Raw genomic sequence first — 21,119 nt, 5'->3', positions numbered from 1 at the left:
CCTCAGCTGATGAGTGGAACCTATGTTTCCTGACAACCTGACATTCTCCATCGCCGACTGGGTCAACGGCTGGGTCGACGCCCTGGTGACCAACTATGGGGATGTGTTCCGGCACATCTCCGACACCCTGCTGTGGGCGATCGTCAGCCTCGAAGGCGCGCTGCGGGCGACGCCCTGGTGGCTGATGCTCGGCGTGGTGGCCGTGATCGCCTGGCACGCCACCCGGCGCGTGCTACCGACCTTGGTCATCACCGGCTTGCTGTTCCTGGTGGGCGCCGTCGGCCTCTGGGACAAACTGATGCAGACCTTGGCGCTGATGCTGGTGGCCACGCTGATCTCGGTGCTGGTGGGCATCCCGCTGGGCATTCTGTCGGCGCGCAGCAACCGCTTGCGCGCGGTGCTGATGCCGTTGCTGGACATCATGCAGACCATGCCCAGCTTCGTGTACCTGATCCCGGTGCTGATGCTGTTCGGCCTGGGCAAGGTGCCGGCGATCTTCGCCACGGTGATCTACGCCGCGCCGCCATTGATCCGCCTGACCGACCTGGGCATCCGCCAGGTGGACGGCGAAGAACGCCTTCGGCGCCAACCGTTGGCAGCAACTGTTCGGCGTGCAGTTGCCGCTGGCGCTGCCGAGCATCATGGCCGGTATCAACCAGACCACCATGATGGCCCTGTCGATGGTGGTGATCGCTTCGATGATCGGTGCCCGGGGCTTGGGCGAGGACGTACTGGTCGGCATCCAGACCCTCAACGTCGGCCGTGGCCTCGAGGCAGGCCTGGCCATCGTGATTCTCGCGGTGGTGATCGATCGTATTACCCAGGCCTATGGCCGGCCACGCCATGAGGTGAGCAAATGAGCATGCAGCCGATCAGCAAGATCGAAGTGAAAAACGTCTTCAAGATCTTCGGCGACCGCGCCAGCGAAGCCCTGCAGTTGATCCGCAACAACCACGGCAAGGACCAGGTGCTGGCCCAGACCGGTTGCGTGGTCGGCGTCAACGACCTGTCGTTGTCCATCGGCAGCGGCGAGATCTTCGTGATCATGGGCCTGTCCGGTTCTGGCAAGTCGACGCTGGTACGCCATTTCAACCGCCTGATCGACCCCACCAGTGGGCAGATCCTGGTCGATGGCGAGGACATCCTGCAGTACGACATGGATGCCCTGCGCGAATTTCGTCGGCGCAAGATCAGCATGGTGTTCCAGAGCTTCGGCCTGTTGCCGCACCGCAATGTGCTGGACAACGTCGCCTACGGCCTGAAGGTGCGCGGCGAGAGCAAGCAGCTGTGCGCCGAGCGCGCCCAGCAATGGATCGAGACCGTGGGCCTGAAGGGCTACGAGAAGAAGTACCCGCACCAGTTGTCCGGCGGCATGCGCCAACGCGTTGGCCTGGCGCGGGCGCTGGCGGCGGATACCGACATCATCCTCATGGACGAGGCGTTCAGCGCCCTCGATCCGCTGATCCGCGCAGAAATGCAGGATCAGCTGCTGGAGCTGCAGAAGACCCTGCACAAGACCATCGTGTTCATCACCCACGACCTGGACGAAGCCGTGCGCATCGGCAACCGCATCGCCATCCTCAAGGACGGCCGCCTGATCCAGGTGGGTACGCCGCACCAGATCCTCCACGACCCGGCCGACGAATATGTCGACCGCTTCGTCCAGCGCCGCGCGGTCGCGGTATGAGAGGCAGCATGTCGCAGGTCGAAACGGTGATCCTCGACGGCGCAGCCCTGCGCTGGCAGGACATTGCCGCAGTCGCCCGCCAGGGCGCGCGCCTTGTGCTGGCAGCGCAGGTCTGGGCACGCATCGACAACGCCCAGGCGATCGTCCGCCATATCGTCGCCAGCGGTGAACGCGCCTATGGCGTCAACACCGGGCTGGGCGCCCTGTGCAATGTCTCGCTGCAGGGCGAGCAGCTCAGCCAGCTGTCGCGCAACACCTTGCTCAGCCACGCCTGCGGCGTCGGCCCGGCACTGGCAGACGAGCAGACCCGGGCGATCATCTGCGCGGCCATCTGCAACTACAGTCACGGCAAGTCCGGCATCCAGCGCAGCGTGGTCGAGGCGTTGCTGGCACTGCTCAACCACGGCATCACCCCGCAGGTGCCGTCCCAGGGTTCGGTGGGCTACCTGACCCACATGGCGCATGTCGGCGTGTGCCTGCTGGGCATCGGCAAGGTCAGCTACCGTGGGCAGGTTGTCGATGCCGCCCAGGCCCTGGCCGAAGAAGGACTGGCGCCGGTACAACTGGGCGCCAAGGACGGCCTGTGCCTGGTCAATGGCACGCCCTGCATGACCGGGCTGGCCTGCCTGGCCCTGGACGATGCCAGCCGGCTGCTGCAATGGGCCGACGTGATCGGCGCCATGAGCTTTGAAGCGCTGCGCGGCCAGATCGACGCCTTCGACGCCGAGATCATTGCCCTCAAGCCACACCCGGGCATGCAGGTGGTGGGCAATAACCTGCGGGCGTTGCTGGCCGACAGCGAAGTGATCGCCGCCAGCAAAGGCATGCGTACCCAGGACGCCCTGAGCATTCGCTCGATCCCGCAGGTGCACGGCGCCGCCCGCGACCAGCTGGCGCATGTGCAGAAGCAGATCGAGGCCGAGCTCAACGGCGCCAACGACAACCCGCTGCTGCTGGGCACACCGGATGACTTCCGGGTGGTCTCCCAGGCCAACCCGCACGGCCAGTCGGTGGCCATGGCGGCCGACCTGCTGGCGATTGCCATGGCCGAGATCGGCGCGATTGCCGAGCGCCGCCTGGACCGCCTGGTCAACCCGCTGGTCAGCGGCCTGCCGGCGTTTCTGGTCAGCAACCCTGGGGTGAACTCCGGGATGATGATCGCCCAGTACGTCGCTGCCTCGCTGTGCGCGCAGAACCGCCAGCTGGCGCAACCGGCGGTGCTCGACAACTACGTCACCTCCGGCTTGCAGGAAGACCACCTGAGCCTGGGTACCAACGCCGCGCTGAAGCTGCACCAGGTGCTGGAGAACTGCTTCCAGATTCTGGCGATCGAGTACCTGCTGGCCGCCCAGGCGTTCGAATTTTTCCAGGGCCAGCGTTTCGGCGCTGGCACCGACGCCGCCTGGCGCTTGCTCCGTGAGCAGGTGCCGGCGTACCTCGAAGACCGCTGGCTGGCCCCGGACATCGCCCGCGCCGCCGCCCTGCTGAAATCCTCGCCCGCGCCGCAGCCCCGTGCTGCCGGCGCGGCCCTGAACAATTGAAAGGAGACTCTACGTGGAAGCCCTGAACCTGATCCCTGGCCAGCTGACCCTGGCCCAGCTGCGCCGCATTCACCAGGCGCCGCTGCACCTGAGCCTGGACGCCAGCGCCGCGCCGGCCATCGACGCCAGCGTTGCCTGCGTCGAGCAAATCATCGCCGAAGACCGTACCGCCTACGGCATCAACACCGGTTTCGGCCTGCTGGCCTCGACCCGCATCGCCAGCCACGACCTGGAAAACCTGCAGCGCTCGCTGGTGCTGTCGCACGCCGCGGGTGTCGGCGCGCCGCTGGATGACGACCTGGTGCGGCTGATCATGGTGCTGAAAATCAACAGCCTCAGCCGTGGTTTCTCCGGTATCCGCCGCAAGGTCATCGATGCGCTGATCGCCCTGGTCAACGCCGAGGTCTATCCGCACATCCCGCTCAAGGGTTCGGTCGGTGCCTCCGGCGACCTCGCGCCGCTGGCGCACATGTCGCTGGTGCTGCTGGGCGAAGGCAAGGCCCGCCACCAGGGCCAGTGGCTGCCGGCCACTGAAGCCCTTGCGGTGGCCGGCCTCGAGCCGCTGACCTTGGCTGCCAAGGAGGGCCTGGCCCTGCTCAACGGCACCCAGGCGTCCACCGCTTATGCCCTGCGTGGCCTGTTCCAGGCCGAAGACCTGTACGCCGCCGCCATCGCGTGCGGTGGCCTGAGCGTGGAAGCCGCACTGGGTTCGCGCTCGCCGTTCGATGCGCGCATTCATGAAGTGCGTGGCCAGCGCGGCCAGATCGACACCGCGGCCTGCTTCCGTGACCTGCTGGGCGATGCCAGCGAAGTGTCGCTGTCGCACAAGAACTGCGACAAGGTCCAGGACCCGTACTCGCTGCGCTGCCAGCCGCAGGTCATGGGCGCCTGCCTGACCCAGCTACGCCAGGCCGCCGAGGTGCTGGGCATCGAAGCCAACGCCGTGTCGGACAACCCGCTGGTGTTCGCTGCCGAAGGTGACGTGATCTCCGGCGGCAACTTCCACGCCGAGCCGGTGGCCATGGCTGCCGACAACATCGCCCTGGCAATCGCCGAAATCGGTTCGCTCAGCGAGCGCCGCATCTCGCTGATGATGGACAAGCACATGTCCCAGCTGCCGCCGTTCCTGGTGGAAAACGGCGGGGTCAACTCCGGCTTCATGATCGCCCAGGTCACTGCGGCTGCGCTGGCCAGCGAGAACAAGGCCCTGTCGCACCCGCACAGCGTCGACAGCCTGCCGACCTCGGCCAACCAGGAAGACCACGTGTCGATGGCCCCGGCTGCCGGCAAGCGTCTGTGGGAAATGGCCGAAAACACCCGTGGCGTACTGGCCATCGAATGGCTCGGTGCCTGCCAGGGCCTGGACCTGCGCAAGGGCCTGAAGACCTCGGCCAAGCTGGAGCAGGCGCGCCAGGCGCTGCGCAGCGAAGTGCCGCACTACGACCGTGACCGTTTCTTCGCGCCAGACATCGAAAAGGCCATGCAACTGTTGGCCAAGGGTAGCCTGACCAGCCTGCTGCCGGCGGGTGTGCTGCCAAGCCTGTAATGCCCCGGGGGGCCGCTGCGCGGCCCTTCGCGGGTACGCCCGCTCCCACAGGAAAGGTATTTGTGGGCGCTGGCTTGCCGGCGATGGGCTGCAAGGCAGCCCCTGACCTCACGACCACAAAAACAACTCAAGGACGTGACATGCAACAAGCTCAAGGTCTCAAGCGCGGGCTCAGTGCGCGCCACATTCGCTTCATGGCCCTCGGTTCCGCCATCGGCACCGGCCTGTTCTACGGCTCCGCCTCGGCCATCCAGATGGCCGGCCCGGCCGTGCTGCTGGCCTATCTGATCGGTGGCGCCGCCGTGTTCATGGTCATGCGCGCGCTTGGCGAAATGGCCGTGCACAACCCGGTTGCCGGCTCGTTCGGCCATTACGCCAGCACTTACCTCGGCCCCATGGCCGGCTTCATCCTCGGCTGGACCTACGCGTTCGAGATGGTCATCGTCGCCATCGCCGATGTCACCGCCTTCGGCATCTACATGGGCTTCTGGTTCCCGGAAGTGGCCCGCTGGATCTGGGTGCTGGGCATCGTCTTCCTGATCGGCGGCCTCAACCTGTGCAACGTCAAGGTCTTCGGCGAAATGGAATTCTGGCTGTCGCTGCTCAAGGTCGGCGCCATCGTGGCGATGATCCTGGCCGGCCTCGGCATCATGGCCTTCGGTTTCAGCCAGGTCGGCACCGGGCAGGCGGTGGGCATCGGCAACCTGTTCGACCACGGCGGCTTCATGCCCAATGGCGTGGGTGGCCTGATCGCCTCCTTTGCCGTGGTGATGTTCGCCTTCGGCGGCATCGAGATCATCGGCGTCACTGCCGGTGAAGCCAAGGATCCGCAGCGGGTCATCCCCAAGGCGATCAACGCCGTGCCGCTGCGCATCCTGTTGTTCTACGTGCTCACCCTGCTGGTGCTGATGTGCCTGTACCCATGGCCGCAGATCGGCAGCCAGGGCAGCCCGTTCGTGCAGATTTTCAGCAACCTGGGCATTGGCTCTGCCGCCGCCGTGCTGAACGTCGTAGTGATTTCCGCGGCGATCTCGGCCATCAACAGTGACATCTTCGGTGCCGGCCGCATGATGTACGGGCTGGCCCAGCAAGGCCACGCGCCACGCGGCTTCGGCAAGCTGTCCAAGCACGGCGTACCGTGGATGACCGTGGTGGTGATGGGCGCTGCGCTGCTGATTGGCGTGCTGCTCAACTACCTGATCCCGGAGAACGTGTTCCTGCTGATCGCCTCGATCGCTACCTTCGCCACCGTGTGGGTGTGGCTGATGATCCTGCTCACCCAGGTGGCCATGCGCCGCAGCATGAGCCGCGAGCAGGTGGCCCAGCTGCAGTTCCCGGTACCGTTCTGGCCTTACGGCCCAGCCATGGCCATCGCGTTCATGGTGTTCATCTTCGGCGTGCTCGGTTACTTCCCCGATACCCAGGCGGCATTGCTCGTCGGCGTGGTCTGGGTGGTGTTCCTGGTGGCGTCCTACCTGCTGTGGTGCAAGCCGCGCGCAGGGCAGGGCCAGCCGGCAGCGCAACCGGCCGAGCTGCACCGCTAAAAACAGGAGTCTGTGTATGAGAACCGTCTGGCAGCACTGCCATGTGGCAACCATGGCCGAAGGCCGTTACGCGGCCATCGAGGATGCCGCCATCGTCACCGATGGCGGGCTGATCGAGTGGATCGGCCCGCGCGCCGAACTGGCGTCGGGCGACGCCGCGCGTACGGTGGACCTGGCCGGCGCCTGGGTCACCCCGGGGCTGATCGACTGCCACACCCACGCGGTGTTCGGCGGTAACCGCAGCGGCGAATTCGAGCAGCGCCTGCAGGGCGTGAGCTATGCCGAGATCGCCGCCCAGGGCGGTGGCATCGCCAGCACCGTGCGGGCCACCCGTGCGGCCAGCGAGGACCAGTTGTTCGCCAGTGCCCGCCAGCGGGTACAGGCGCTGATGCGCGATGGCGTGACCACCTTGGAAATCAAGTCCGGCTACGGCCTGGACCTGGCCAACGAACGCAAGATGCTGCGCGTGGCCCGGCGCCTGGCCGACGAGCTGCCGGTGGCAGTGCGGGCCACTTGCCTGGCTGCGCACGCCCTGCCGCCGGAATACGCTGGCCGGGCCGATGACTACATCGCCCACATCTGCGACGAAATGCTGCCGGCCCTGGCCGCCGAGGGCCTGGTGGACGCCGTGGATGCTTTCTGCGAACACCTGGCGTTCTCCCCGGCCCAGGTCGAGCGGCTGTTCATCAAGGCGCGCGAACTGGGCCTGCCGGTCAAGCTGCATGCCGAACAGCTGTCGTCGCTGCACGGCTCCAGCCTGGCGGCGCGCTACCAGGCGCTGTCGGCCGACCACCTCGAGTTCATGACCGAGGAAGACGCCATCGCCATGGCCAAGGCCGGCACGGTCGCCGTGCTGCTGCCCGGCGCCTTCTACTTCTTGCGCGAAACCCAGCTGCCGCCGATGGACGCGCTGCGCCGCCATGGCGTGAAAATTGCCCTGGCCAGCGACCTCAACCCCGGCACCTCGCCAGGGCTGTCGCTACGCCTGATGCTGAACATGGGCTGCACCTGCTTCCGCATGACCCCGGAAGAAGCCCTGGCCGGCGTTACCGTGCACGCCGCCACGGCACTCGGCCTGGGCGCCAGCCATGGTTCGCTGGAGGTGGGCAAGGTCGCCGACTTCGTCGCCTGGCAGATCGAACGCCCCGCCGACCTGGCCTACTGGCTGGGTGGCGACCTGCCCAAGCGCGTGGTGCGCAAGGGCCTCGAGATTACCCACTGAGAGAGGCACGATGGACAAGGTACTGAGTTTTCACCAGGGCCACCTGCCGCTACTGATCAGCATGCCCCACGCGGGGCTGAAACTGACGCCGGCGGTGGACAACGGGTTGGTCGAGGCGGCGCGCAGCCTGCCCGACACCGACTGGCACATCCCGCGCCTGTATGACTTTGCCCGTGACCTGGGCGCGAGCGTGGTGGCGGCGGAATACTCGCGCTTCGTCATCGACCTGAACCGCCCGGACGATGACAAGCCGCTGTATGCCGGCGCCACCACCGGCCTTTACCCGTCGACCCTGTTCGATGGCGAGCCGCTGTTCAAGCAAGGGCAGCAGCCGACCGCCGAAGAGCGCCAGGGTTATCTGGAAGGCATCTGGCGGCCCTATCACAACACGATTCGGAGCGAGCTGGCGCGGCTACGTGAGCAGTTCGGCTACGCACTGCTATGGGACGCCCACTCGATTCGTTCGCTGATCCCGCACCTGTTCGACGGCAAGCTGCCGGACTTCAACCTGGGCACCTTCAACGGCGCCAGTTGCGATCCGGCCCTCGCCGAGCGGTTGCAAGGTGTGTGCGGGCAAGCGCAAGGCTACAGCCATGTGCTCAACGGTCGTTTCAAGGGCGGCCATATCACCCGGCATTATGGTGACCCGGCCAACCATGTCCATGCCGTGCAGCTGGAACTGGCGCAGAGTACCTACATGAATGAGGTCGAGCCGTTCGCCTACCGCGAGGACTTGGCGGCGCACACTCAACAAGTGCTGGCGCAGCTGCTGGCTGCTGCGCTGGGCTGGGGAAAAGCGCGATACGGCGTTTAGCCTGGTATCGCGCTTTGGGGGCAATCGTCAGATTCGATCGGGGTTGGCGAGCTGGGTGAGTTCGCGAATCAGCTGCCTTTCCTGCTCGGTCCTTATACGTTGCAGCGCATCGAACTCGCTAGCCAGATCTTCGATGGGGGTGTCTTCCGGATAATGGCTGGGCAGGTCGATCACGTTCGCCTGGTACGTCTGCTCGATGGCGTTGAACCGCTCCGCATAGATGTGACGCAGGTAACGCCCCCATTCCTGACTGTTCACGGCATATTCCAGGAAGCCCTCGCCCTGTTCATCCTGCAGCACGTGCTCGATCGCGCTGGTCAGCTCATTGCGACTGACATCGGCGAAAGCCTCGAAGAGCATGTTGTCGTTGGGTACACCTAGCTTCAAGGGTTCGTTCGCACCTCGGCGATAAGCCAGGCGTACTTCTGCCTCGTCGCGTTCACCGGCGCTGTCACGGGCAATTTCGTCCAGCCGGCTCAGGCGGTAAAGCCGCCTGAGCTCGTGATACAGCATTTGCTCGGTGTCGGCATGGTCGCTGAGCAGCCGTCGATCGGCGATGAGAAACTCCAGGTTCTGGAAGACCAGCAGGACGCCGTCGTGGCAGGTCTGGTTGCCAGTGTCCTGCTGTACCAGACCTTCCTGGGCAATGTGATCGAACAACGCGCGCTCTTCCTGGCTGACCAGCGCCCGGATCAGCACCAGGCGCACCCGTTCGGCAAATGCCGCGCGGGTGTCGCCATTGCGATAGGGCGCCGACTGTTGCAGGCGCCCCACGAACGTCAGCAGGTTGTTGGCATCGCCTGCCTGTTTGAGTTGCTGCCAGGCATCGCGCAGGGCTTCATTCTGCACCGGTGTGCCGAGCAACCATCGGGCCAGGTCTGGCCGGTCCTCAGTGTCGATGGGTATGGGGTCATGCAGGTGCCCTCCGGCGGGAGCATCGGCAGACGGGCTGAAGGCGAAGGTGAAGCGCCGCTGGGTCGCGGAGGACCTTCTTGCCCGCTCCACGGTCTCGGCGCTGAGTGGGTTGTCGAACAGCGAAATCGACGTTACCTGAGCATTGGTATCCGGGTTGTTGAGGATGTGTTCGGGCAACTCGGTCAGCTGATTCTCGCTGAGGTCGAGCAGTTCCAGTGGTAGCAGGGCATCCACCCAGGTGGGCCACTGGCTGATGCCCATGTTGTTCAGGTCGAGGCGGCGCAGGTTGTGCAATGCTTCCGGCACTTGGGTGATGTCGCCCAGGCGGTTACCAGACAGTTCCAGCGTGCGCAGATTGCTCAGTTGGCCGAAGATGGCGAGTATCTGGTTATCGATCGTCAGGCCCATTTCATTCAGGGAAAGGTAGCTGAGCTGCGGCAGGTGCAGCAGGGTCGAGGCGAGTGCCTGGTTCGGTTCGAGGTGGTTGCCGAGGCTGAGCACTTCCACTGAGCTGAAGCGTTGGAAGAACGCACTCAGTTGCGCAGCCGTGCCGCTGGTCCGCTCCATGGACAGCGCGCGGACCTGCAACTGAAAGAACGATGGTAGCCGCGGAGGAAACTGATCCAGTGCGATGTTCGCCAGGCGTAGCGGGCGCCGCGAACCCAGTTCCACACCATGCCAGTAAGCGTTGAGGGTCATGGCGATGCGATTGCGCATCGCCAGGGTCGCCGGGCTCAGCGGCGCCGTCGAGCTCGAGGCATTCGCCCAGCGGTAGGTGGCCTCGTGCAATTGCTCGCGTTGCTCGGTGTAGGGGCGCATGCGCTCGTTCAGGGAAGGCGAACGATCGAAGTGGATGCGTTCAGGGCTGCCCTGGTGACTGAGCAGGATGCGCAGCAGCTGATCGTCCAGGATGTCATTTCCTTCCAGGTGAACGACGGTATGCGTGAGGGTGGATTGCTCGTTACCGATGAGAAAACCGGGCAATGATCGGATCTGGTTGTTGCGAAGTGAAATTTCACCGATTTGCCGCAAGGTTCGTTGAGTCAGGCTTTGGGGCCAGCTATCCAACGCCATGCGTTCAAGGCTGAGGTAGTCGAGCGTAAATCCTCCGAATTCCTCGATCGCGAACGGCGAAATCCGGTTGCCATCGAGGATTAATCGGCGCAGCCGGTGCATACCCCGCAGCCTCTCGAAATCCTGGCCGGCCAAGGTCAGGTTCTGATTGGACAGACTGAGCGATTCCAGGTCAGGGAGGTTCACGGTGATCGCGTGCAAGGTATGGTGGGGTGCTCTGACGCTTGCTTCATCCTCTTCGGTGGTCCGGGAAATATCCAGTGAGCGCAAGCCGCGAAATTGCTCCAGCAGTCTTGTGAGGCTGCGCTGGCGTCGCTGCATACCCATGGCACTGTCGTAGAAAGGGGAAATCAGCTCGAGACGGGTGACCCGTTCGCCAAAAAAAGCGGGCAGATTGGCTGGGAAAGTGTCCATTGAGACATTCTCCAGACGCAGGCTTGGCGATTCGACATTTTCCAGTTGTGGCGCATGGTCGAACCAGCACTGCATGAGCCGTTCGCGCAGCGAGTGGATCGCTTCCGCGTTGCCTTCCGAGCCGGGCTGGGCGGTTTGCCATGCGTCCAGATAGCGAGCCAGGGTATTGCGCTCTCGGCCCAGGTCCAGTAACTGATCGTTTATCTGGCGCAGGCTCAACCCCCTCTGCTCCAGGGTGTTGAGTATGTCTGCAGCAGTATTGGACGCGTGCCGCGGCAGGCCTAGCTGGTTGATCATGCGCAACAAGCTGGGCCTTCTGATGTAGCTGCCGGCTCCGCCCCCACCTCCCAGCGAGTAGCCCAGGCGGCCGTCGGCCAGGCGCATCGGCGATTGGTAGCCCGGGCGCACAGGCTGCATGCGCAACACCTGTCTCAGCTGCGCGCGGCCCGGCAGCGGCCTCGCTTGTAATATCCGCTTGAGTGCCTGGGCGCTTTCCACATCTGTAATCCCGAGTGCCTGGCGCAGCGAGGCAGGCATGGCCGCTGCAAGTGCGCCGTGCAGGGAATCATGAACCCGCTCCGAGGCAGTCGCAGTGGTGTTGTCGAGTACGATGTAGCCAGCCTGGGTACTGAGGATGCTGGCGTGAGGCTCGCCGCTGGCATCGCCTGTACGCATGCTGTCTGCCGGCAGCTGACCATGGTGTTCCAGGTCGATGATCATGTGCGCTGGCCATTCGGGGATTTGCCCAAGCGTATGCAGGATCAGCCGGTCGGCATCCCAGCTGCGGACCGTGTCCAGGTAAAGCCCCTCGCAGGCTCGCGCCAGGCGCACCTGCTGCTGGTAGAGGCGCGCCTCTTCACCCATCCGCCTTGGTATCTTGCCTTCACTCAGTAGCTGAAGCTCAGCGGCAGAGGCATGCTGTAGCAACTCCTCGATCACGGGCTCTGGCAGGCCGGGATAGACACGCCGAATCAACCGTGCCTGCGGGGCCTGGCTACCGGGTAGCGAGCGATACTGGCGCAGGAACTCGCTGTTCAGCCTGTCGACTGGCCAGTCGGGGTTCATCGCCTTTATATCCCGATCCAGCCTGAAACGCTGCAGGGTGTCCTGCAACAAGGCGGGCAGCCGCCTGTTTTCCACCAGGGTGCGGCGCAGGACGTCTTCGTCGAGATCGCTGACTTCGAGTATCCGCTGCAAGGTCGTTTCGTCGAAATGCGCGTTCAGGTGACCCATGCGGCGCAACAGGCGCGAGGCGCTCCAGGTCAGCGGTTGTTCGGTTTCCAGCAACCATGCACCGGCACCATTATGCAAGGCCGCTGGTTGATAGCTCTGGGGGCGGGCCGGGTGTTCGAGGTGATAGCCATTGCCTGCCTGCTTGACCGAAAACACCCGGTCCTCGACGGCCAGCCAGGTTTTGCCAGCGTGGTGGAACAGGCCGGATTCGTCCGCCTTGAGCCCAGCCGGCAGCACCCGGTCGTGGGCGAAGGGGGCCAGGTCGGGCTTCCACAGACGGCTTTCGCCGTTGGGCAGCTCGACGGGCTCCAGTTCTTCGATGAAGGACGGTGTCTCAACCGGTATCCGCTCGACGACGGGGCGGCCTTGAGCGGTGGCGGCTGCGCCGAGCGCGGTCATGATGGTGACGTTCTCTATCACATCCATCAAATAGTCGAACGCTTGTTGGCGGTCGCCGTCGAGCCAGCTGCCGATACCTTCGAACGTTTCGTGGGCCAGTTGTACTACCGCTACGCTGAACATCACGGCGCCTAGCGGCGGTATGAAAAGACCCGCTATGTTCAAGCCGGTGAACGCGATGGCCTTGAAATAGCCAAGCAGCCGCTGGGTAGCCTGGTCGTCCTGCGTTGCCGTTGGCACGGCATGAAAAAGGCCATCATGCCTCAGGCGTTGTTGTCGTTGAGTGACTCGTTGTTCAAGAAAAGGCTGGGTGAAAGGGTGCACATGCAGGGTGACCCGTGCATTGGGGTCGGGCATGCGTTTCTGGTACTGCCCGCTCGCGACCCAGGTATAAGGCTCAAGCGTGTCGGCGAGCTTGTCGAGAAAAGCGTGCTTGTGCCGCTCTGGTATCAGTTGCAGGCCCGCAGCGCCGCGAAATGCTGGCAGCTGTTCGAGCAGGAACGCCTCAGCATCGGCCCTGGAGGCGTGCTGGCTCAGCGGCTCGGGCAGGCCTGGGAGGTAGAGCACCAGCCAGCCACCAAGGGGGAATGCAGAATCGGGCGGGAAGCGCCCGGCGCCCATTGGGATGCGGGTATCGAGGCCAATCGCCATGGCGCCGGTGAGCGAAGCGTGCAGCAGCTCGACACTGGCGCACAGCACCGGGAGCCCGTCGTGTTCGGCCTTACTGTCGCTGTCGAGCTTGAGTAGTGTTTCATGGATGGCTTTGTCGATCTTGCCAAGGAGAAGGGCCTGGTGGACATGAAAGTGGAAAGTGGAGCGTTCTGCTGCAGCGAACACTGAGCGAACAGTCTCGGCATCAGCGTGGGTGGCAGGAGGGTCGAGCGAATCGAGCAGCACCTGGTACTTGCCGCCGATATCCAGCTCGCGTGCCAGCGCCGCGAAGTCCTCTGCGACGATGGGCAGCTTGGCTGCTGTGGAGTGCAGGCTGACGTCATTGCGGTCAAGGATGGCGGATTCGTTGCTGCCGGCGCTCAAGCCGCCAGGCTCTGCCTCGTAAGCCTCGAAGTTCTGCAAGGCGCTGTGCAGCAACGATTGAGTCGCCAGCTTCAGCGCGCGGGAGGAGGTTGCGAACGGATCGTCGCCAGGGCTGGAGAGCGCCTGCTTGAAGGTTGCAGCCCGGCTCAGGTTCATCAGGTAAGTTCGCGAAACATCGATCGTCTTGCCGAAGCGCTCGCTGATCGCTGTCGATAGCAGGCTTGTGGCGTATTGCTGCAGTTGCGGCACTGTCGCCAGCAGAGCCTTCAGCCTGGCCTCGGCTTGCAGGTGGTGGCCATAGGTCTGTACCAGCGCCTGGGCAACCTCCGGGTTTTCCTGGCATGCGCGTTCGATTCCAGGGTCGCGCCGGGCCGCCGTGGCGCGCATGAGTTGTCGCTGTGCTGGCGAAGCATCGACAACCCAGTTGGGTAACTTGCTGGCGACAAGCTCATAGGGGAGTGCAGGGGCGGTCGTTGAAGGGCTGCTCGGGTCGATCATGGGGAACCTCGCTTTGACAGAGTTCCGCCGATGCTAATGAGCCGTGTCTGCGGCCTGCACATAAGATGATCTTGCTTATACACATGCTCTGAGCGCGATTCGGGTTTATGATGGCCCACGGCCGAATAATCCTCACACGGAGTGCGCAATGCAGACCCTGTACCCGCAGATCAAACCCTACGCCCGGCACGATCTGGCCGTGGAAGCGCCGCATGTGTTGTATGTCGACGAAAGCGGCTCGCCAGAAGGTCTGCCGGTGGTGTTCATCCACGGTGGCCCGGGCGCCGGTTGCGACGCGCAAAGCCGCTGCTACTTCGACCCTACGCTGTACCGCATCATTACCTTCGACCAGCGCGGCTGTGGCCGCTCCACGCCGCATGCGAGCCTGGAGAACAACACCACCTGGCACCTGGTCGAGGACCTGGAGCGTATCCGCGAGCACCTCGGGATCGACAAGTGGGTGCTGTTCGGCGGCTCGTGGGGCTCGACCCTGGCGCTGGCCTACGCCCAGACCCACCCCGAGCGGGTGCATGGCCTGATCCTGCGCGGTATCTTCCTGTGCCGTCCGCAGGAGATCCAGTGGTTCTACCAGGAAGGTGCCAGCCGCCTGTTCCCCGACTATTGGCAGGACTACATCGCGCCGATTCCACCGGAAGAGCGCGGTGACCTGGTCACGGCATTCCACAAGCGCCTGACCGGCAGCGACCAGATCGCCCAGATGCACGCAGCCAAGGCCTGGTCCACCTGGGAAGGGCGTACCGCCACCCTGCGCCCGAACCCGCTGGTGGTCGATCGCTTCTCCGAGCCGCAGCGCGCGCTGTCGATCGCCCGTATCGAATGCCACTACTTCATGAACAACGCCTTCCTCGAGCCGGACCAGTTGATCCGCGACCTGCCGAAAATCGCCCACCTGCCGGCGGTGATCGTGCATGGTCGCTATGATGTGATCTGCCCGCTGGACAACGCCTGGGCGCTGCACCAGGCCTGGCCGAACAGCGAACTGAAGGTGATCCGCGACGCGGGCCACGCGGCTTCCGAGCCGGGCATCACCGATGCCTTGGTGCGTGCCGCCGACCAGATGGCACGGCGCCTGCTCGACCTGCCCCTGGAAGAAGCATGAGGGGTTTGCTGCAGCGCGTGCGCGGCGCGCGGGTAGAGGTCGCCGGGGAGGTGGTGGGTGCCATCGACCAGGGTTTGCTGGTGCTGGTAGCCGTCGAGCCTGAAGATTCCCGCGAGCAGGCCGACAAGCTGTTGCACAAGCTGTTGAACTACCGGGTGTTCAGCGACGAGCAGGGCAAGATGAACCTGTCGCTCAAGGATGTCGGCGGTGGCTTGTTGCTGGTGTCGCAGTTCACCCTGGCGGCAGACACCCGCAACGGCATGCGCCCGAGCTTCTCGACGGCGGCGCCACCGGCGCTCGGCGCCGAGTTGTTCGACTATCTTTTGCAGCAGGCGAAGGCCCGCCACGCCGATGTGGCAAGCGGGCAATTCGGCGCAGACATGCAGGTGCATCTGGTCAATGATGGCCCGGTAACATTTATGTTACAAATATGAGGTCAAAAACCCCCTGTTCACAGGAAAACAAGGGGTTTTGTACGATAAATAGTTGTTCCAGCCTGATGCGTTGTAACGCGACCTGCTGGATAATCGCGCGCTGCATGGGCCTGCGTTCGCAGGTTCGTTTCACTCTGACTCGAGCATTGTCTGGATCCGTTTGGGGAATCATTACGCCCTCACGGGGTCCGAACAGTGCTCGCCAACCCGGCATTTGTAGCTGGCCGTTGGTTTCATGATCTGTTTTCGGCGAGGGTTGCTCGTGATTGTTAGTCCCCAAAAAGCATCAAGAATCCCCGGCACCGGGCTGCGCAAGGCCCTGATGGCCAGTGTGGCACTGGTCGGCCTGATGAGCGCGGGCCAGCTGTGGGCATTCAATCTTGACGATGTTGCAGCCAAGGCAAAGGATCTGGCCGGCCAGAAGTATGAAACACCGAAAAGCAACCTGCCGGCGGTGTTCCGTGACATGAAGTTCGCGGATTACCAGAAGATCCACTTCCTGCAGGAAAAGGCCGAGTGGGCCAAGGACAAGACCCCGTTCAAACTGTCGTTCTATCACCAGGGCATGCACTTCGACACGCCGGTGAAGATCAACGAGGTCACCGCCACCAAGGTCGAGGAAATCAAGTACGACCCGAGCCGCTTCGAGTTCGGTGACGTGCCACACGACCCGGAAACCACCAAGAACCTCGGTTACGCCGGTTTCCGCGTGCTGTACCCGATCAACAAGGCCGACAAGCAGGACGAGATCATGACCCTGCTTGGCGCCAGCTATTTCCGCGTGGTCGGCAAAGGCCATGTGTATGGCCTTTCGGCCCGTGGCCTGGCCATCGACACCGCGTTGCCGTCGGGCGAGGAGTTCCCGCGCTTCACCGAGTTCTGGGTCGAGAAGCCCAAGCCGGCCGACAAGCACCTGGTGATCTACGCCCTGCTGGACTCGCCGCGCTCCACCGGCGCCTACAAGCTGACCCTGCGCCCGGGCAATGACACCGTGGTCGATGTGCAGTCCCGCGTGTTCCTGCGTGACCATGTCAGCCGCCTGGGCATCGCCCCGCTGACCAGCATGTACCTGTTCGGCCCCAACCAGCCGTCCAAGGTCCTCAACTACCGCCCGGCGCTGCACGACTCCGAAGGCCTGTCGATCCATGCCGGCAACGGTGAGTGGCTGTGGCGCCCGCTGAACAATCCGAAACACCTGGCCGTGAGCAACTTCAGCGTCGAGAACCCGCGTGGTTTCGGCCTGATGCAGCGTCAGCGTGCCTTCAGCGACTATGAAGACCTCGATGACAACTACCAGAAGCGCCCGAGCGCCTGGATCGAGCCGAAGGGTGACTGGGGCAAGGGCACCGTCGACCTGGTCGAGATCCCGACTGCCGACGAGACCAACGACAACATCGTGGCCTTCTGGAGCCCGGAGAAGCTGCCTGAGCCAGGCAAGCCGTTCGAGTACGCCTACCGCCTGCACTGGACCATCGACGAGCCGAAGTTTCAGGCCCCTGAACTGGGCTGGGTCAAGCAGACCCTGCGTTCCACCGGCGACGTCAAGCAGTCCAACCTGATCCGCCAGCCAGACGGCAGCGTAGCCTTCCTGGTCGACTTCGCCGGCCCGGCGCTGGCCGCCCTGCCGGAAGATGCCGCCGTACGCAGCCAGATCAGCGTGGGCGACAACGCCGAGGTGGTCGAGAACAACCTGCGCTATAACCCTGAGACCAAGGGCTGGCGCCTGACCCTGCGTCTGAAGGTCAAGGAAGCCAACAAATCGACCGAAATGCGTGCCGCGCTGGTGCGTGACGTGCCGGTCGAAGCCGCCAAGCCTGCCAAGGACGCCAAGCAGGACAAGGCTGCAGCCAAGCCAGCCAAGGCCGACAAAGCCGCCAAGGCCGAACAACCTGCCGCCGATGCGGCGCCCACCAACGGGACCCCGGCCACCACCGAGAAGGTGCTGACCGAGACCTGGAGCTATCAGTTGCCTGCCGATGAGTAACTCAAGCGCAAGGCCGGAATCGCTTCGCGAGTACCTGGCCCACCTACCACTGAGCGACGAGCAACGGGCGGAACTCGCCAGCTGCACCTCGTTCGGTGAGCTGCACCAACGCCTGGCGGCCAACCCGGCCGCCAGCTCTGCCGAGGCCGTGCAGGCTTCGGTAGGCCCGCGCCTGACCGTAGGCAGCGCCGCCGAGCTGGAAGACGCCGAAATGCTCGGTGTCGACGGCAGCGGCCGCCTGTGCCTGAAGATCGCCCCGCCGATCAAGCGCACCAAGGTCGTGCCCGAGCCGTGGCGCACCAACGTGCTGGTCCGCATGTGGCGACGCATGACCGGCCGCACCAACGCACCTCAGCCACCCAAGCGCGAGCTGCCACCGGCACGCTGGCGTACGGTCGGCTCGATCCGCCGTTACATCCTGCTGGCGCTGATGATCGGCCAGACCATCGTCGCCGGCTGGTACATGAAGGGCATCCTGCCGTACCAGGGCTGGTCGTTCGTGGAATTCGACGAAATCGTCAACCAGCCGCTGTGGGACACCGTAGTGCAGGTGTGGCCGTATGCCTTGCAGACGTCCATCCTGATCCTCTTCGGCATCCTGTTCTGCTGGGTCTCGGCGGGCTTCTGGACCGCATTGATGGGCTTCCTCGAGCTGCTCACCGGGCGCGACAAGTACAAGATTTCGGGTAGCAGTGCAGGCAACGAGCCGATCGCGCCCGAGGCGCGTACCGCGCTGGTGATGCCGATCTGCAACGAAGACGTGCCGCGCGTGTTCGCCGGCCTGCGCGCAACGTTCGAGTCGGTGGCCGCCAGCGGCAACCTCGACCGTTTCGATTTCTTCGTGCTCAGCGACACCAACGACACCGACATCGCCGTCGCCGAGCAACAGGCCTGGCTGGACGTATGCCGCGAAACCAAAGGCTTCGGCCGCATCTTCTACCGCCGCCGTCGGCGCCGGGTGAAGCGCAAGAGCGGCAACCTCGACGACTTCTGCCGTCGCTGGGGCGGCGAGTACAAGTACATGGTCGTGCTCGACGCCGACAGCGTCATGAGCGGCGAATGCCTGAGCAGCCTGGTGCGCCTGATGGAGGCCAACCCGGACGCCGGTATCATCCAGACCGGGCCGAAAGCTTCGGGCATGGATACCCTGTACGCGCGCATGCAGCAGTTCGCCACCCGCGTGTACGGCCCGCTGTTCACCGCCGGCCTGCACTTCTGGCAGCTGGGCGAGTCGCACTACTGGGGCCACAACGCGATCATCCGCATGAAGCCGTTCATCGAGCACTGCGCCCTGGCGCCGTTGCCGGGCAAGGGTGCGTTCGCCGGTGCCATTCTGTCGCACGACTTCGTCGAAGCCGCGCTGATGCGCCGTGCCGGCTGGGGCGTGTGGATCGCCTACGACCTGCCGGGCAGCTATGAAGAACTGCCGCCGAACCTGCTCGACGAGCTCAAGCGCGACCGCCGCTGGTGCCACGGCAACCTGATGAACTTCCGCCTGTTCCTGGTCAAGGGCATGCACCCGGTGCACCGCGCGGTGTTCCTCACCGGGGTCATGTCGTACCTGTCGGCGCCGCTGTGGTTCCTGTTCCTGGTGTTGTCGACCGCGCTGCTGGCGACCAACACGCTGATGGAGCCGCAGTACTTCATCGAGCCGTACCAGCTCTACCCGCTATGGCCGCAGTGGCACCCGGAAAAAGCCGTGGCGCTGTTCTCCACCACCATCGTGCTGTTGTTCCTGCCCAAGCTGCTCAGTGTCATCCTGATCTGGGCCAAGGGCGCGACCGAGTTTGGCGGGCGCATCAAGGTTACCCTGTCGATGCTGATGGAGATGCTGTTCTCCATGCTGCTGGCACCGGTGCGCATGATTTTCCACACCCGTTTCGTGCTGGCCGCGTTCCTCGGCTGGGCCGCGACCTGGAACTCGCCGCAGCGTGACGACGACTCCACGCCGTGGAGCGAAGCGGTGCGCCGGCATGGCCCGCAGACCCTGCTGGGCCTTGCCTGGGCGGCGCTGGTGGCTTGGTTGAACCCGAGCTTCCTGTGGTGGCTGGCGCCGATCGTCGGTTCGCTGGTGCTGTCGATCCCGGTGTCGGTGATTTCCAGCCGCACCCGCCTGGGCCTGGCGGCCAAGGACGAGAAGCTGTTCCTCATCCCCGAGGAATACGCCACTCCGCCAGAGCTGCTGGCTACCGACCAGTACACCCACGAAAACCGCTGGCATGCCCTGCATGACGGTTTCGTGCGGGCTGTGGTCGACCCGCGGCAGAACGCCCTGGCCTGCGCCATGGCCACGGCCCGTCATGGCCAGGCCGCACCGATCGAGGCACTGCGCGCCGAGCGTGTGGCCAAGGCGATGGAGGTCGGGCCGCAAGGGCTGGACCTCAACACCCGCCTGGCCCTGCTCAGCGACCCGGTGGCGCTGACCCGCCTGCACGAGCAGGTCTGGGCCGAGCACAACGCGGCGTGGATCAACGTCTGGCGCGCATCGATCAAGAACGACCCGCATTCGCCGCTGTTGCCGCTGCATCCGGAGAATGAAGGCCAGCCGGCACTCGTCGGCGCCTGATCGGGCCAATTCGCGGGCACGCCCGCTCCCACAGGGTATTTCACAGTCCCTGTGGGAGCGGGCATGCCCGCGAAGCTTTTCAGGGCTTCCACCGATTTTGGCCAACAAAGTCCCCCCCGCCTCTAGGTCCCCGGGCCGCCATGCGTTAGCATCCCTCTCCGATACGACGCATCGGCCAGTACGGTCGTGCCAACAATAAGATTCGCTACTTTTCTTGCCAGGGGACTTGGTGATGATCAAGAAATACCTTTCGCGACTGCTGGTCGGTGTCACCGCCCTGGTCGCCGTGACAGCGGCGCAAGCCGGCGCCATCGATGAAGCGGTCAAGCGCGGCACCCTGCGGGTGGGCATGGACCCGACCTACATGCCGTTCCAGATGACCAACAAGCGTGGCGAGATCATCGGCTTCGAAGTCGATATCCTCAAAGCCATGGCCAAGTCGATGGGCGTCAAGTTCGAGGCCGTTTCCACCGCTTATGACGGCATCATCCCGGCCCTGCTGACCGACAAGTTCGACATGATCGGCAGCGGCATGACCCTGACCCAGGAGCGCAACCTGCGCCTGAACTTCAGCGAACCCTTCATCGTGGTTGGCCAGACCCTGCTGATCCGCAAGGAACTGGCGGGCGAGATCAAGTCGTACAAGGACCTGAACAACGAGAAGTACCGCCTGACTTCCAAGCTTGGTACCACCGGTGAAATGGTGTCGAAAAAGCTGATCGGCAAAGCCAAGTACCACGGCTACGACAACGAGCAGGAAGCGGTGATGGATGTGGTCAACGGCAAGGCCGATGCCTTCGTCTACGACGCACCTTACAACGTGGTAGCCGTAGACAAGGCCGGCGCCGGCAAGCTGCTGTTCCTCGAAGAACCCTTCACCTACGAGCCGCTGGCCTTCGGCCTGAAGAAAGGCGACTACGACAGCATCAACTTCATCAACAACTTCCTGCACCAGATCAAGCACGACGGGACCTACGATCGTATTCACGACAAGTGGTTCAAGAACAAGGACTGGCTGAAGGAAATGGAATAAGGCCCAGGCCAAAAGCCCGGCTTTATGACCTCGACGCGCAGGCAAACCCTGCGCGTTCGC

The 21,119-nt window shown here is 64.1% G+C and carries 12 protein-coding genes and 1 pseudogene; 12 read left to right on the top strand and 1 reads right to left on the bottom strand.

Annotated features, from left to right (window positions below; all coding sequences use genetic code 11):
* The first annotated feature begins 22 nt into the window (after positions 1–22).
* The 7 genes and pseudogenes from C6A77_RS04125 to hutG all read left to right on the top strand — a co-directional run bounded on the left by C6A77_RS04125 (position 23) and on the right by hutG (position 8,354).
* Positions 23–860, top strand: a pseudogene (locus C6A77_RS04125) (proline/glycine betaine ABC transporter permease).
* Positions 857–1,687: a glycine betaine/L-proline ABC transporter ATP-binding protein gene (locus tag C6A77_RS04120; RefSeq protein ID WP_114168140.1), complete on the top strand. Its 831-nt coding sequence runs from the start codon at positions 857–859 to the stop codon at positions 1,685–1,687. The pseudogene C6A77_RS04125 and the gene C6A77_RS04120 overlap by 4 nt, the downstream one beginning before the upstream one ends.
* An 8-nt stretch (positions 1,688–1,695) precedes the next feature.
* The gene (gene hutH, locus C6A77_RS04115) at positions 1,696–3,228 is read left to right on the top strand and encodes a histidine ammonia-lyase (protein WP_114168139.1); all 1,533 of its coding nucleotides are present in this window, start codon (positions 1,696–1,698) and stop codon (positions 3,226–3,228) included.
* Between the two features lie 13 nt (positions 3,229–3,241).
* Positions 3,242–4,774: a histidine ammonia-lyase gene (gene hutH / locus C6A77_RS04110; protein WP_114168138.1), complete on the top strand. Its 1,533-nt coding sequence runs from the start codon at positions 3,242–3,244 to the stop codon at positions 4,772–4,774.
* 140 nt (positions 4,775–4,914) lie between these two features.
* On the top strand, positions 4,915–6,318 hold the full coding sequence (locus tag C6A77_RS04105) for an amino acid permease (RefSeq protein WP_114168137.1): 1,404 nt from the start codon (positions 4,915–4,917) through the stop codon (positions 6,316–6,318).
* Between the two features lie 16 nt (positions 6,319–6,334).
* Positions 6,335–7,540 carry an imidazolonepropionase gene (gene hutI / locus C6A77_RS04100; RefSeq protein ID WP_114168136.1) on the top strand — a complete coding sequence of 402 codons (1,206 nt, stop codon included), beginning with the start codon at positions 6,335–6,337 and terminating at the stop codon, positions 7,538–7,540.
* 10 nt (positions 7,541–7,550) lie between these two features.
* Positions 7,551–8,354 carry an N-formylglutamate deformylase gene (gene hutG / locus C6A77_RS04095; protein WP_114168135.1) on the top strand — a complete coding sequence of 268 codons (804 nt, stop codon included), beginning with the start codon at positions 7,551–7,553 and terminating at the stop codon, positions 8,352–8,354.
* Between the two features lie 27 nt (positions 8,355–8,381).
* On the opposite strand, the gene C6A77_RS04090 is transcribed toward hutG, so the two are convergent.
* Entirely contained in the window at positions 8,382–13,922 is a 5,541-nt protein-coding gene (locus tag C6A77_RS04090) for a DUF6543 domain-containing protein (protein ID WP_114168134.1), read from the bottom strand.
* 148 nt (positions 13,923–14,070) lie between these two features.
* On the opposite strand from C6A77_RS04090, the gene pip reads away from it, so the two are divergent.
* The 5 genes from pip (at position 14,071) to C6A77_RS04065 (ending at position 21,059) form a co-directional block, all read left to right on the top strand.
* The gene (pip, locus tag C6A77_RS04085; RefSeq protein ID WP_114168133.1) at positions 14,071–15,042 is read left to right on the top strand and encodes a prolyl aminopeptidase; all 972 of its coding nucleotides are present in this window, start codon (positions 14,071–14,073) and stop codon (positions 15,040–15,042) included.
* Positions 15,039–15,476 carry a D-aminoacyl-tRNA deacylase gene (gene dtd, locus C6A77_RS04080; RefSeq protein WP_013974555.1) on the top strand — a complete coding sequence of 146 codons (438 nt, stop codon included), beginning with the start codon at positions 15,039–15,041 and terminating at the stop codon, positions 15,474–15,476. Before pip ends, dtd begins: the two co-directional genes overlap by 4 nt.
* Positions 15,477–15,738: 262 nt before the next feature.
* Complete coding sequence (locus tag C6A77_RS04075) at positions 15,739–17,460, top strand: glucan biosynthesis protein G (protein WP_206605914.1); 1,722 nt, start codon at positions 15,739–15,741, stop codon at positions 17,458–17,460.
* Positions 17,453–20,026: a glucans biosynthesis glucosyltransferase MdoH gene (gene mdoH / locus C6A77_RS04070; RefSeq protein ID WP_114168131.1), complete on the top strand. Its 2,574-nt coding sequence runs from the start codon at positions 17,453–17,455 to the stop codon at positions 20,024–20,026. Before C6A77_RS04075 ends, mdoH begins: the two co-directional genes overlap by 8 nt.
* A gap of 235 nt (positions 20,027–20,261) precedes the next feature.
* On the top strand, positions 20,262–21,059 hold the full coding sequence (locus tag C6A77_RS04065) for a transporter substrate-binding domain-containing protein (protein WP_114168175.1): 798 nt from the start codon (positions 20,262–20,264) through the stop codon (positions 21,057–21,059).
* Positions 21,060–21,119 lie beyond the last annotated feature (60 nt).

Origin of the sequence: Pseudomonas sp. AFG_SD02_1510_Pfu_092, from assembly GCF_003331055.1 — a bacterium.
GTDB lineage: Bacteria > Pseudomonadota > Gammaproteobacteria > Pseudomonadales > Pseudomonadaceae > Aquipseudomonas.
This window is presented reverse-complemented; position numbering and strand designations above follow the sequence as displayed.

Coding starts and splice junctions, on each gene's coding strand:
- C6A77_RS04120 (WP_114168140.1), top strand. CDS start 857: ATGAGCATGCAGCCGATCAGCAAGATCGAAGTGAAAAACGTCTTCAAG.
- hutH (WP_114168139.1), top strand. CDS start 1,696: ATGTCGCAGGTCGAAACGGTGATCCTCGACGGCGCAGCCCTGCGCTGG.
- C6A77_RS04105 (WP_114168137.1), top strand. CDS start 4,915: ATGCAACAAGCTCAAGGTCTCAAGCGCGGGCTCAGTGCGCGCCACATT.
- hutI (WP_114168136.1), top strand. CDS start 6,335: ATGAGAACCGTCTGGCAGCACTGCCATGTGGCAACCATGGCCGAAGGC.
- hutG (WP_114168135.1), top strand. CDS start 7,551: ATGGACAAGGTACTGAGTTTTCACCAGGGCCACCTGCCGCTACTGATC.
- C6A77_RS04090 (WP_114168134.1), bottom strand. CDS start 13,922: ATGATCGACCCGAGCAGCCCTTCAACGACCGCCCCTGCACTCCCCTAT.
- pip (WP_114168133.1), top strand. CDS start 14,071: ATGCAGACCCTGTACCCGCAGATCAAACCCTACGCCCGGCACGATCTG.
- dtd (WP_013974555.1), top strand. CDS start 15,039: ATGAGGGGTTTGCTGCAGCGCGTGCGCGGCGCGCGGGTAGAGGTCGCC.
- mdoH (WP_114168131.1), top strand. CDS start 17,453: ATGAGTAACTCAAGCGCAAGGCCGGAATCGCTTCGCGAGTACCTGGCC.